Origin of the sequence: Sphaerochaeta associata (genome assembly GCF_022869165.1) — a bacterium.
Classification (GTDB): Bacteria; Spirochaetota; Spirochaetia; order Sphaerochaetales; family Sphaerochaetaceae; genus Sphaerochaeta; species Sphaerochaeta associata.
This window is the reverse complement of the sequence record NZ_CP094929.1, coordinates 1758843-1771258: the sequence shown is the minus strand read 5'-3', so window position 1 is coordinate 1771258 and position 12416 is coordinate 1758843. Positions and strand designations below refer to the sequence as shown.

General features: G+C 51.4%; 14 protein-coding genes and 1 riboswitch. Of the genes, 5 read left to right on the top strand and 9 right to left on the bottom strand.

The genetic code is table 11. The features are described 5' to 3' along the window. Window positions 1-2: 2 nt before the first annotated feature. From MUG09_RS08210 to MUG09_RS08185, 6 genes are read right to left on the bottom strand one after another with little or no spacing between them, the layout of a single operon-like run. Window positions 3-971 carry a Gfo/Idh/MocA family protein gene (locus MUG09_RS08210; RefSeq protein ID WP_244775322.1) on the bottom strand — a complete coding sequence of 323 codons (969 nt, stop codon included), beginning with the start codon at window positions 969-971 and terminating at the stop codon, window positions 3-5. A gap of 49 nt (window positions 972-1020) precedes the next feature. After that, the gene (locus MUG09_RS08205; RefSeq protein WP_244775320.1) at window positions 1021-1764 is read right to left on the bottom strand and encodes a hypothetical protein; all 744 of its coding nucleotides are present in this window, start codon (window positions 1762-1764) and stop codon (window positions 1021-1023) included. Window positions 1765-1766: 2 nt separating this feature from the next. Next, window positions 1767-2438 (bottom strand): lysophospholipid acyltransferase family protein, encoded by a 672-nt coding sequence (locus tag MUG09_RS08200; RefSeq protein WP_244775317.1) that lies wholly within the window; start codon window positions 2436-2438, stop codon window positions 1767-1769. Next, window positions 2435-3205, bottom strand: coding sequence for an ABC transporter ATP-binding protein (locus MUG09_RS08195; RefSeq protein ID WP_244775315.1), 771 nt, complete (start codon window positions 3203-3205; stop codon window positions 2435-2437). Before MUG09_RS08195 ends, MUG09_RS08200 begins: the two co-directional genes overlap by 4 nt. Continuing rightward, complete coding sequence (locus MUG09_RS08190; protein WP_244775312.1) at window positions 3198-4178, bottom strand: FecCD family ABC transporter permease; 981 nt, start codon at window positions 4176-4178, stop codon at window positions 3198-3200. The genes MUG09_RS08195 and MUG09_RS08190 overlap by 8 nt, the downstream gene beginning before the upstream one ends. Continuing rightward, the gene (locus MUG09_RS08185; protein ID WP_244775310.1) at window positions 4175-5047 is read right to left on the bottom strand and encodes an ABC transporter substrate-binding protein; all 873 of its coding nucleotides are present in this window, start codon (window positions 5045-5047) and stop codon (window positions 4175-4177) included. Before MUG09_RS08185 ends, MUG09_RS08190 begins: the two co-directional genes overlap by 4 nt. Window positions 5048-5102: 55 nt before the next feature. Next, window positions 5103-5302, bottom strand: a riboswitch (cobalamin riboswitch). A gap of 39 nt (window positions 5303-5341) precedes the next feature. Here MUG09_RS08185 and rnhA point away from each other — a divergent pair. From rnhA to MUG09_RS08170, 3 genes are read left to right on the top strand one after another with little or no spacing between them, the layout of a single operon-like run. Next, window positions 5342-5791: a ribonuclease HI gene (gene rnhA, locus MUG09_RS08180; RefSeq protein ID WP_244775308.1), complete on the top strand. Its 450-nt coding sequence runs from the start codon at window positions 5342-5344 to the stop codon at window positions 5789-5791. Then, complete coding sequence (locus MUG09_RS08175) at window positions 5788-6342, top strand: chromate transporter (RefSeq protein WP_244775305.1); 555 nt, start codon at window positions 5788-5790, stop codon at window positions 6340-6342. Before rnhA ends, MUG09_RS08175 begins: the two co-directional genes overlap by 4 nt. Beyond that, window positions 6339-6884, top strand: a complete 546-nt coding sequence (locus MUG09_RS08170; protein ID WP_244775302.1) for a chromate transporter — start codon at window positions 6339-6341, stop codon at window positions 6882-6884. The genes MUG09_RS08175 and MUG09_RS08170 overlap by 4 nt, the downstream gene beginning before the upstream one ends. Here the strand turns inward: MUG09_RS08170 and MUG09_RS08165 are convergent. Both MUG09_RS08165 and MUG09_RS08160 read right to left on the bottom strand, forming a co-directional pair. Continuing rightward, window positions 6850-7428 carry a tetratricopeptide repeat protein gene (locus MUG09_RS08165; RefSeq protein ID WP_244775300.1) on the bottom strand — a complete coding sequence of 193 codons (579 nt, stop codon included), beginning with the start codon at window positions 7426-7428 and terminating at the stop codon, window positions 6850-6852. The genes MUG09_RS08170 and MUG09_RS08165 overlap by 35 nt on opposite strands. Beyond that, window positions 7428-8492, bottom strand: a complete 1065-nt coding sequence (locus MUG09_RS08160) for a uracil phosphoribosyltransferase (protein ID WP_244775297.1) — start codon at window positions 8490-8492, stop codon at window positions 7428-7430. The genes MUG09_RS08165 and MUG09_RS08160 overlap by 1 nt, the downstream gene beginning before the upstream one ends. A gap of 215 nt (window positions 8493-8707) precedes the next feature. Here MUG09_RS08160 and MUG09_RS08155 point away from each other — a divergent pair, with 215 nt between their 5' ends. Then, window positions 8708-9337 (top strand): adenylate kinase, encoded by a 630-nt coding sequence (locus tag MUG09_RS08155; RefSeq protein ID WP_244775295.1) that lies wholly within the window; start codon window positions 8708-8710, stop codon window positions 9335-9337. Window position 9338: 1 nt separating this feature from the next. On the opposite strand, the gene MUG09_RS08150 is transcribed toward MUG09_RS08155, so the two are convergent. Continuing rightward, window positions 9339-10424 (bottom strand): LacI family DNA-binding transcriptional regulator, encoded by a 1086-nt coding sequence (locus MUG09_RS08150; protein WP_244775293.1) that lies wholly within the window; start codon window positions 10422-10424, stop codon window positions 9339-9341. A 106-nt stretch (window positions 10425-10530) separates the two neighbouring features. Here MUG09_RS08150 and MUG09_RS08145 point away from each other — a divergent pair, with 106 nt between their 5' ends. Next, on the top strand, window positions 10531-12393 hold the full coding sequence (locus MUG09_RS08145) for a glycoside hydrolase family 13 protein (RefSeq protein ID WP_244775291.1): 1863 nt from the start codon (window positions 10531-10533) through the stop codon (window positions 12391-12393). The last annotated feature ends 23 nt before the right edge of the window (window positions 12394-12416 follow it).

Below are 12416 nucleotides of genomic sequence, written 5' to 3'. Positions count from 1 at the left end.
GCTCACTCTCCCGGGAAGCGGATACCCCACTGAGAGCGCAGTGTATCCATCACTTCCATGACTTTGATGATTTCGCTGTGAGGCATTTGCTTGCACTCAAGCTCTCCTTCCTCGATTGCCTTTCGGCATGCTTCAACCTGGTGTTCGAAGCCGGTAATGAACTTGAAAGGCTTGTAAGTCTCCACCAGATTGTAGTCTTTATCGTAGACGTTGATCCCCTCGCAATTGTTGATATTGAGGAATTCGATGAAACCCCTGCTGCCGAAGATGGCTCCGCGACGGTCCGATGTGCTGACCATGGAGGAGTGCAATACCGCCATCTTGTCACCTTTGAAAGTGAGGGTGATGGAATTGGACTCATCCACTCCGCTGTCGGTCTTGATGCAGCTCGATTCTATACTCTCGATGTTGTTGCCGAATACCATCATGGCAAAGTTGATGGGGTAGACTCCGACATCCAGGAGGGCTCCTCCGGCAAGGGCCGGATCGGTAAGCCGTTTGACTCCCTTGACCGGATAACATAAGTTTGCAGTGAGTGCGTGCGGTTCCCCGATGACCCGACGTTCCAGAATTTGATCGAGCACCAGACGCATGGGAAGGTAGCGTGTCCAAATGGCTTCGGCTACGAGCAGTTTCTTCTCCTTGCCATAGGCAAGCACCTTCCTGGCTTGGTCCGCATTCATGGTGAAGGATTTTTCACACAGCACATGCTTGCCTTTCTCAAGGCACATCATCATATGTTCAAAATGCAAGGAGTGGGGGGTGCATACGTACACGAGATCGATCTCAGGATCACTGAGCATCTCCTCGTAGGACCCATAGGCTTTGCGTACATTCCATTTCTGGGCGAAGTCGCGTGCTTTCTGCAAATCGCGAGAGGCCACAGCATGCGCCTCGACATGTTCCATTTCACTGACCGTAGCGGCCATTTTGCGAGCTATATTGCCGGCTCCTAGAATTCCTAGTTTCATATGGCTCCTCCTGCCTACCAGTATAGGGGCAACAGAGGGTCTTGAAAAGTCAAATCATCACGGCATTCAATTGGGATGCAAAGGAAAGCAATCCGACCAAGGCGAAGAGCGAGGTTGTGTGCATGCGGGAATCTTGTTTGCTCACAAGGGCAACGATGGACCAGAGGCTGAAAAGCAAGGCCCTGGTCACACTCTCAAAGCTCAGCGAAGAAACCAGGGAGAGAAGAGGGAGAATGGCGGCGAGAGCCAGGCTGACCTGAAGCGAAAGCTGGGTTCTGCCCAACAAGAAGAGCAGGCACAAGGCAACAAAAACCAGGGAGAGGGATTGTGTCAGCTGTAACTTGGTGCTGTCAAAGAAGGCTGTGATACTGAGATTGATGAAAGCTAAAGCCAGAATCTTGCTTATTTCCTTGAGATTGGCGAACACAAGGCTGCTTCGCTTGTCACGGTGCATGAAGTGATGGAGGGATGAGAACACGAAGACCGCCGCCATCAGGGAGAGGGCGAGCAGCAAGGAGAGATTCACCGTGTCTGATTTCATCATGCGCACGATGAAGGAGGCCAACAGCCAAACCGCAACAAAAGCGGAGGCAATGTCCAGAATGCCATTGAAAATGGAGAGTGGATGATAGGCTTGTTTGGGGCCGAATGTATCAGCATCGTACTTGAAATTGAAAGCCGTACCATTCTTCAGTTCGGCCTTGAAGGTGAGTTTCTGCACCGATTGGGCATGGTCGGCTATCTCCAGCACTTGTGTCTTGAATTCAGAAAATACGTTCTGTAGATCATCCATGTTCAACTCCAGAATTTATCGGTCTTGATTTCTTGAATCAAGGCATCAATTCGTATGCTAAGCTCATCAAGAATTACCTGACAAGCCTTGTCTCGATCCACCTCTGCCAACGAGAGGGCAGCATTGAATTCCATCGGTTTGCCCATATTTGCATAGTAGTTGCGGCTTACCACCGTCATGGTTCTGCCTGCCGCCCGACTGACTTTGCTTCTTACCCTTCGTTTGGGGGCTATGAGCCCGATGGGTATGACAGGGCAGGGATAGGCGAGGTATATCTCTGCAATGCCTCTCTTGAATGCCATCAAGGTTTCCTGTGTATTCAAGGCACCTTCAGGAAATATGTACACGCTTTCCCCCTTTTTCAAGTAGGAGACGGCCGTTGCAACCACCGCTTTACGGTCCTCCTTGGTGAGGGCCCGTATCTGCTCGGTCCAGCCGAGAAATGAACCGACTACCGGAATTCCAAATCCGGGTCCGATGACAATGTGCATAATGTCATCGGCCAAGGTGGTCACAAAGTGTACATCACTGCTGCTGAAATGGTTTGAGCAGAAGATTTTCGGACCTGCAGGAAGTTCGCACTCCTGCCAGGTCTGGAAATCATAGGAGAGGGCAAGGATGATTTTCACCACCCTGCGGTAGGTTCGGTGCAGAAAAAGCCGAAACGCATTCATTGCGATGAGCCCTTATAGGTAGGAAGCCAAAGCATGCGATCGAGTGTCGGATCATAGACTTGGTGGGCATCGATGTCGTACACATCGCGCAGCAGGGTCTCGGTGAACACCGTCTCGGTCGGGCCGTAGGCTACGACCTTTCCTGTTTGCAGTACCAAAGTCGTCTGACTGTAGATCTGCACCAGCAACAGGTCATGCAGTACGCATATCACCGTATACCCTTTCTCTACCAGACGGCAGAGCAGTTCCATGATCGAGCGCTGGTGTTTTACATCGAGGTGGTTCACCGGTTCATCAAGCAACAACACCTTTCCTTGTTGACAGAGGGCACGAGCCAGCAGAACACGTTGCAATTCGCCTCCACTGAGCTCTGTTACCAGCTTGTCCCCAAGGTGTACGATATCACACTCCAAGAGGGCCTGCTCGACGCTGCGGCCGCTGTCTTGCCCCCCGTAGGCATACCGTCCCATGCTGACGGCCTCGGTTACCGTGAAGGCATAATCGAGTTTCCCGTTTTGAGGGACAAAGCCCAGGTGCTTGGCCAGCTCCTTTTGATTGATGGTTGCAACGTTCCTGCCTTCAAGTAAAACCTTGCCATCGATCGGCTTCAAATGTTTATAGATGAACTTGAGCAACGTAGACTTGCCGCTTCCGTTGGGCCCGGTCAGGGCGATGAAGGATCCTTTGGGGAAGGCAAGGTTCAAATCCTCAAAGACCGACTGGCTTTCATAGCCGCCGTACACGTGGGAAAATTCGAGGCTAACCATAGAAGTACCTTCCTCTGCGAAGCAGGTAAATAAAGAGAGGAACCCCCAACAAACTGGTTATGATACCCACGGGAAGCTCTCCCGAGGGCAGTAACATTCTCGATATGGTATCACTGGAGAGCAAAAGCAAACCGCCCAGTAAACTGGAGGGAAGCAGCAGGTGTCGATGCTTCGGCCCGACCATAAGCCGGGTTGCATGCGGTGCCATCAAGCCGATGAACCCGATTACACCGAAGTAGGAGACACAGAGGGAGGTGGAGAAAGAGGCGAGCAGCAAGAGGCCCAGACGGGTTCTTTTTACCGAGAGTCCGCCTGCTCGAGCGGATAGCTCGTCGAGCAGGAGCATATCCATACTGCGGTGCTTCAAAGAGAGCGGAATGAAGAGGACAATCCAAGCAATGAGTACCACAACAACCTGGGCATAGGTGCTCATTGAGAAACTTCCCAAAGTCCAGTAGAGAATTCTTTGGTACTGCTCCTTGTGAAGGAACATGAGCAACGTCATGGCAGATGAGAGGATATAGTTGACTGCGACCCCGGTAAGCAACAGTGTGGTGCTGCTGCTTTTGCGACGTGAAGCGAGTCCAACGATGCACAACGTTGTACCAAGCGCTCCCACCAGTGCACTGACAGGAAAGCCGAACAGAGGGGCCATGCCGATGAAAAGGGCAACGGCAACGCCGAAGGAAGCTCCCGAGCTGATTCCCAGAATAAAGGGGTCGGCCATAGGATTGCGCAGAGCAGCTTGAAACACTGCACCGCTGAGACCCAGGATTGCTCCGGTGAAAAAGGAGGAGAGAATTCTGGGAAGCCTGAGCTGAAGAATGATGTAAGCCTTATTGGCCGGTGCAGTTTTTCCCATGAGAATGGATACAGTATCGGAGAGACGAATGTTTGAAGGTCCGAGGGTAAGGGAGAGCAACATTAAGAGTAAAATTGTCGCTGTCAAGGCTGGGACCAGCATCCGCCTCATTGCATCTGCTCCTGATGTATCAGATTATAGAGTTCCTCCAGAGCCTGGGCGCTGCGGGGGCCTTGCCTGCTGATGAGGTCTGCATCGAAGATCCTGATGGTGCCGCTCAAATCTGCATACGGTTTTGTGGTGGTAAATTCCTTGAGCGTCTGCTCCCCTGTCTCCCCCCATCTGGGACTGAGCAGGATTACCTGGGGATCGTGGGACATCAGAAGCTCTTTGCTGTATGTCCAGTTTTGTGCGTCATCAGCTATGTTGATGCCTCCGGCAAGGCTGACCATTTCACTGAGAAACGTCCCCTTGGTGGCGCTTGAATCGAAAGAACCGAAGTCCAAGGCTACATAGACGGTAGGCTTAGCTGATTGTTGAGTCTTCAGTACAACGTTGCGTACTACATTTTGCATGGAAAGGATCATCAACTCGGCTTCGGCGTCCTTGCCCGTACGACGGGCAATTTCACGGATGAGGGTGTAGGTCCCTTGAAAATCCTGTTGGGTTTCGAGGGTCAAGACATCGATTCCTGCTTTCTTAACAGCATCCAGGAACTGTTCGGGTACAAATGCGCTGCTGATGACCAGATTCGGCTCAAGAGAAAGAAGCATCTCAAGTGAAGGGTTGTACAACGTCCCCACCGAGGGAAGCGTAGTTGCAGTCTCGGGATAGTTGCAGTAATCGCTTCTTCCGACCAATAATTCACCGGCGTCCAAGGCGAAGATGGTCTCGGTTACATTAGGTGAAAGACTGACAATCCTCAACTGCTGTTGCTCCATCGGTTGTTCCTCGGCCCCTCTTGCTGCAAGTCGGGGAAGGATGAGGCAGAGAAATAAGGAGAAAACGAGGAGAAAGTGTTTGTATGAGTGATTGTGCATAACGCCCCTTCATAATATGGGCATGGAACATACCCTGACCTATACTCCGTAGGTCGTCGGAAATTATCCATGTCAGGTCTCCTGGCTCAGGCATACCCAGAATCTGCGACTTCCCGCATTACAAATTCTTGCAGTGTCTCTTTTTGCAGATTCCCAGCCTCTACAGTGGCGGGACCGCAGGGGCTTGTACCCCTTTCCCTTGGCATGGACAACCTTATCCTACGGAGTTGTCCAACCTTCTGTCAAGAGTTAGCATGGTTGACCACAACCGGCCTCTATATTACTATCCGCCCTATGATGTACAACCAAATTGAGATCTATACCGATGGTGGGTGTCTAGGCAATCCGGGGCCTGGCGGATGGGCGTATGTATTGAAGGCTGATGGAGCATTCGAGAAAGAGTCAAGCGGCAGCGAACGTGATACCACAAACAATCGTATGGAACTCACTGCGGTGATCGAGGCGTTGAAGGCCTGCCGGCCGCTGGGAGCAAAAGCCATTGTGATCAACACGGACAGCCAGTATGTGAAGAACGGCATCACCAGTTGGATCAAGAAATGGAAGGTCAACGGCTGGAGGACTGCAGCCAAGGATCCGGTGAAGAATAAGGAATATTGGGTGGAACTCGACCGTCTCAATGCAAGTCTTCCCGTCCAATGGAACTGGGTGAAGGGACATGCGGGCATCGAGGGCAACGAGCGGTGCGACCAGTTGGTACGTCAAGCGATGGATGCCTTGGTATGAAGTCCAACTCAACAAGCCTGTGGGATTTGTACATCTCGTTTTTCAGGATAGGAGGACTGACCTTCGGCGGCGGCTACGCCATGCTTCCCATGCTTCAACGTGAGGTCATCACCAAACACAATTGGGTGACCGAGGAAGAGGTGCTGGACATCTATGCCATCGGGCAATGCACGCCGGGCATTATTGCAGTTAATACCGCCACCATGATCGGATACCGAAAACGTGGCATCGCTGGAGCCATTGCTGCAACCTTGGGCGAGGTGAGCCCATCGCTTCTCATCATCACGTTGCTGGCGACCATCCTGTTTCATGTTCAGGAAAATGTCTGGGTTCAACATGCATTTGGAGGCATACGGGTTGCAGTTTGCGCCTTGATAACACAATCGGTACTATCGCTTGCAAAAAAAAGCCTGATCGACCTCCCAACCGTTTTGTTTTATCTGGCGGTGGTGCTCTCTACATTCTTTTTGTCGGTATCACCGGTAGTAATAGTGCTATTCGCCATCTTTTTCGGCTTGAGTGTACAGGGCGTAAAACGGAGGGTTCGATGATATATCTTCAGCTGTTCTGGGAGTTCTTCAAGATCGGACTCTTCTCCATCGGAGGAGGTCTGGCAACCCTCCCGTTTCTTTATACGCTTGCCCAGACGCATCCCCATTGGTTGACGGCAAAGACCATTGCCGACATGATTGCCGTAAGCGAGTCAACACCCGGTCCGATCGGGATCAACATGGCAACGTTTGCCGGCTATCAGGCTGCAGGTGCATTGGGTGGTCTCATAGCCACCTTGGGGGAAGTAACCCCCAGCGTGATAATTATTATTTTCATCGCCCGGTTCTTGGGTAAGTTCGATAAGAACCTCTACGTCAAGGATGCCTTTTACGCATTAAGGCCAGCGGTGGTGGGCTTGATCACCTTTGCCGGATTGAGATTGTTGTCGGTGACACTGTTTTTCGAGCACACTCTCAAGGTGAAGGAAGCTGTATTGTTCGCAGTACTGGTTGTTCTGGTGTTACGGTTTAAGAAGGTGCATCCTCTGATCTGGATAGTGATCGGAGCTACTGCAGGTCTTCTGCTTGCCCTTCCTTCGTAAGGAAGGAGAGGGCGAGTGCATACCAGGAATTATCTCCTGACAACCGGCTCAATACCGTCAAAGCCCGCTTCTCATACGCTTTCTCCTGCAACAGGCCGAGGGCCAGATGCTTTGCACTTTCAGTTTCGTTCCAAGTGAGAGCAGCTTCCATCACATCAGCTTGTGTCTCATACGATGCACGATCGAGGGCGAATATTCGATCGTACGTTTCCAGCGCTTTTGGATACTCCTCCTTCTGTGCATGTGCTTGGGCTTTCAGTAGTAAAAATGAGAGATTGAAGCTAAACGTTTCAAAGGCATTTTCACTGAGTGAAATGACCTGATCATAGTCACCTTGGAGAAAGAGCGAGAGAAGGTGGTTGTAGCGATAGGTATGATTGTTGCTATCCTTGTCGCTTGCCTCGGCAAACGACGCGCCGGCAGATGCAAAATTGCGAGATTGCAACTGCTCATACCCCAGTCCTGCCAGTCTGGCCGCCTGATAGGATCGGCAGGAGACGAGCAACAGTGACGAACTGAGTACGAGCAGCAGAAGTTTTTTCATCAGTTTTCTAATACAGTCTTCTCAATCTCCCTCACCTGTGAGCGGTAGAGGTTGGTGATTGAACTTCCGTAGTCGGCCACCAATTGTATGATGTTGCGGGGATTGTCGTGCTCGTCCTTGCCGTTGAGCCGGTCACCGGCATCACCGAGGCCGGGGAGGATGTAGGCTGCGTCGTTAAGCACGGGGTCCATCCACAGGGTATACACTTGGGCACCTTCAATGGCTCGGGCGATACGCAACGAACCCTTCAGTGCGCTGATGACATTGATGAATTTAACCGACCTGGGCTGAACGTTGTTGTCCTTCAGGTACTTTACGATTGTCACCAGTGAACCTCCGGTGGCATTCATCGGGTCGGCGAAGATCAAGTCCTTGTCGTTCAAGGATGCAAGATCGAAGTAAGACTTGTCCAGATCCAGGATATAATCCATGTTGGACTCCTTCTTTGAATCATCACGCTTGATCTTGAACAGAGCGAAAGGAGTGACGAAGTCGTTGGAGGAGTACTCCTGGATCTCCTTGCTGAGAATCATGCTCGGCAGCAACGCCCCCCTGAGCATCACGCACATGACGCTGTTGTGAATGAACGAGTCGACATCAGGAATTCTATGCACTGCATAATTGCGTACAGGATCGGTGACCGGAGTCTTGGTGATGATCGATCGTTTGGTAGGGAGTGCGGCATCGGCATATACATGGGAGAAGAGCATCTCATACGCACGCTGGATATAGTAGAGGAACTCCTCATGCCCGGTTGACGGATCGCGAAGCTTTGCTATGAGGCGGCTGGCCTGGCCGTGCTGCTCCTGGGGCGTCTCGAACGAATACACGTGAATATTCGGTTCTTCGGCACAGATGTTCTTCAGAAAGCGACCGATTTCTCCAGCGCTTTCGACCAATCCTTTGCGGGCTTCCTCAAGCTGCATCACATCGCTTGCACTCTCAAGAATCGAGCAATGGTACAAAGATTTCTTGTACAGCTCATCGACATGTGCAATCTTTTCTTTATCCGAATCCTTGAGATACCCGTCAAGGTCTGTGGCATGAAGGACAATTTTATTCATCAGTGCTTTTCTCCTGTTTCGCTAGCGATTCTACCCGATGACCGTCCTTTTTACAAGGAAGGGTTCACTCCTTCACAAGCACCGGCACCTCCCTGTCTGCCAAAGTAGGTAATTTCAAAAAAATTGCTATAAAACAATCGACTAATTTTGCAACAGTGGTGCAAAAAAAGAACGATTGTGTTAGCATGACCCTATCTTCTGTTGTGAGGTGAACCATGAATCTAGTATTTCTCGGCCCTCCGGGTGCCGGAAAAGGGACCATTGCGTCCGAAGCAAAGAATCACTTTGACATCCCCCATATCTCCACCGGGGATTTGTTCCGCAGCCACATCAAAGGCGGCACCGAGTTGGGTAAACAGGTGCAGGCCATCCTTGCAAGCGGCGACCTCGTTCCCGACTCTGTTACCATCGCCATGGTGGAGGACCGATTCAAGCAGGACGATGCAAAAAAAGGGTTCATTCTTGATGGATTTCCCCGGACCATCGCCCAGGCGGATGCTCTTTCAAAGATGAAAAACCTTGATTTCGTGGTGAATTTTGTGCTGAACAGAGACCAGATAGTTGCCCGCCTGAGCGGGAGACGGATGTGTAAGTCAACAGGAAGAACCTATCACATTCTGTACAATCCTCCGAAGGTTGAAGGCCTTGACGATGAGACCGGCGAGCCCTTGATACAGCGCGATGACGACAAGCCTGAGGCAATTCTTAACAGACTTGCCGTGTATGAAGCACAAACCGCCCCTCTGATCGAATATTATCGAGAGCGCAAGCTTTTGCTCGACATCGATGCGGCACCCTCTCCCCTAGAGGTTCTGGCTACTCTGATCGAAGCATTGAAAAAGTAGATTATCGGCTCTTCAGCGATTCCCGCCGGATGATACGGTAGGGAATCTCCATATGGACGCTTTCCAAGGTTTCCTTGTTGATCATTCTAAACAAGGCCTCTGCGGCAAGGCGTCCTTTCTCTTTTGCGGGTTGGTCGACGGTCGTCAGTTGGGGCATGATGCACGAGCTTTCATCGATGTTGTCGAACCCTACAACCGACATGTCGTCGGGAATACCGAGCCCTGCCTGTTTGCATGCAAGAATGCAACCGATTGCCACAATGTCACTCATTGCCACCACGCAGGTCGGTCGTATCTTGCGGGCAAGGATTTCTTTACCAATCCTGATCCCATCCTCCATGGTGCATTCACTGACCAACACCTGCGATTTCTGCAGCTCAAGGCCGACTTCGGCCATGGCCCTGCGGTAACCGCGCATGCGTTTATTAGGTACGCTTTGATCTTTCGCAGGTGATGCAAAGGCATCCTCTGAAAGGCTTACAAGAACGATATCCCTGTGTCCCGCCTCCAAGACAAGGCGCATGATCTCAAAGCAGGCCTGCTCGTCATCGATGTTCACACTGGGCATCTGTGCATCGGGAGTTCCGTCTATGGTTACATACGGGAGCAGGCGTGTCTGCATCACCGAAACAATCTCCATTTCAACCTGCATGCCCATGGTGATAAGTCCGTCCACCGCTGCACTGCGCACTGCCTCGGTGATGCTCTTATGCAAGGGAGGGATGAGGGTGAGTGTGTAGCCGTACTTCTCGCAGACATTGCCGATACCGAATATGACTTGCAGGGTATAGGGATTCTGCAGTGAAAACTGAACCATCTGGGGCAACAGGAATCCGATGCTCAAATGGCGGCGCAGTGAAAAGTTCCTGGCCATCGGGTCGGGAATATATCCCAGCTTCTCGGCAGTTTCCAAAATTTGTTGGCATGCCTTTTCACTGATCCTGGAAGGGTCGTTGAACGCGAAAGAGACCGCCGTCTTCGAGTACCCGCTCTCACGGGCGATATCCTTGATCGTCGGTCGCTTGGTCATTGTCACGTTCTCTTCCATAGCCATCCCGTCCTTGTTCAGCTGATGGTATCCTAGCACAAAACATACTACAGGGAAACCGTGCAGGTTGCATCAGGATAAAAGATTGTATACACTGATACTAAACCGGTTTTCTTCAACAGTCAACGATAAAGAGGGGTAGTCTATGGATCCAAATGGTTGGAAGTTGGGAGTGGACAGCAAAGTCTCCTGGGTGTATGTCGAACCCTTGTTTCCCAAGAAAGGAGAGCAGGTCGTCATACGAATACAGACAGGTGCAACCGATCGCGTACATACTGTGCGTTTGGTCAGTTTCCAGCTTGGCCGGGAGAAACAGATCGTCCTCCATAAGGTACGACAAAGCCCGTTTTCCTTATATGAAGGTTCGGTCAAGGTGCTGGACGATCCGATTTACTGGTACTTCATGATTCAAGCCGAAGACCGTGCCTATTCATACAGTACAGCAGGTCTGAAAGCATCCGTACCACCGCTTCGAGAGTGTTTTTCATTACGGCCAGGCCTTCAGGATGTTCCCTGGGTAGGCGGAGCCATCTGTTATCAGATATTCCCCGATCGCTTCAAAAAAGGCGGTTCTCATACCGGTGCAATACCGGGTGAATACAGCTTTGACGGCGGGATTGTGACTGTACACTCCTTTGATGAACAGCCGCTTGAATATGAGAGCGGGCGATGCCTCGATTTCTTCAATGGTGATCTGGCGGGCATCGAGGATAGCCTCGACCATTTCAAGAAACTCAGCGTCGATACGCTGTATCTGAACCCGATCGGAAGAGCCCGCACGACACACCGTTACGATTGCACCGACTTTTTCCATGTGGATGAGAAGCTCGGAGGCGATGAGGCGTTTGAGCACCTGTGCAACACACTGCATGCACAGGGGATGAAGATCATCATCGATATCTCCATCAACCATACAGGAACCGAACACCCGTGGTACAAGAAAGCGCTTTCAGATCCACACAGTGAGGAAGCTTCATACTACTACTTAAACGAAGACGATTCGGTTGCCTGCTGGCAGGATGTCCCGACACTGCCTCAGCTCAACTATACCAGTGAAGCGCTGCGTGATCACATCTACCGCGCCCCTGATTCTGTTATGAGATCCTTTCTCAAGCCTCCGTATCTGCAGGATGGCTGGCGCCTGGATGTCTCAAGCGAAGTAGGAAGAAGAGGAGATGACCAGCTGTGCGAAGAGATATGGAGAGAGGTGCGGCTTGCTGTAAAAGAAGAGAACCCCCAAGCATACCTGGTGGGGGAGGATTGGGTTGACTCCACCCCGTTCTTGCAGGGCGATATGTGGGATGCAACCATGAACTACCTGGGAAGCAGCCGACCCATGCGATCGTGGATGGGGGAGACCGACCGGTATATGACCGATGGATGGGGTCATCAACCTGCAAAGACAAGGCCGTTCACAGGAGATGAGTTTGCACAGGCGCTGCAAAGTCACCTCACCGGCATGCCGGGTCAAATGCTGGGCATGCAGATGAACCTCATCAACAGCCACGACACCCCCAGACTCTACAACAATACCGAATTATTCAATTGGCCGTTGTACCGAGGCCTCGTCCGACTTCTGTATCTGTTGCCGGGTATGCCGAACATCTATTACGGCGAGGAGATTGCACTGGCCGGCCCGTATGGGACGGTTGAACGGGCACGCTATCCCATGCAATGGGACGAGAATGTATGGAATCACGATTTTTTTGCCCTCTACACCGAATTGGGAGAGATGCGAAAAACCTATGCAGATACACTCAAGCGGGGCGGTTGGGCTGTTGTGGCAAGCGATGAACATACACTCACCTTCGCCAGATACGATGCAGCTCTCGCCATCGTCTGCATACTGAGTCGTGCAGAAACCGATGTCATCGTAACATTTTCCAATGCCATGCTCTGTCTCTCCACATTGATAGAGGGCATGAAGCAGCAGGTGCGAATCAGTACCGAGGAAGTACAGGTAGCGCTTGCACCGTGTGAATCGATTCTCTTTGTCGCAAAACGCTAGCTTTTTTACAGGATGCAACAAAA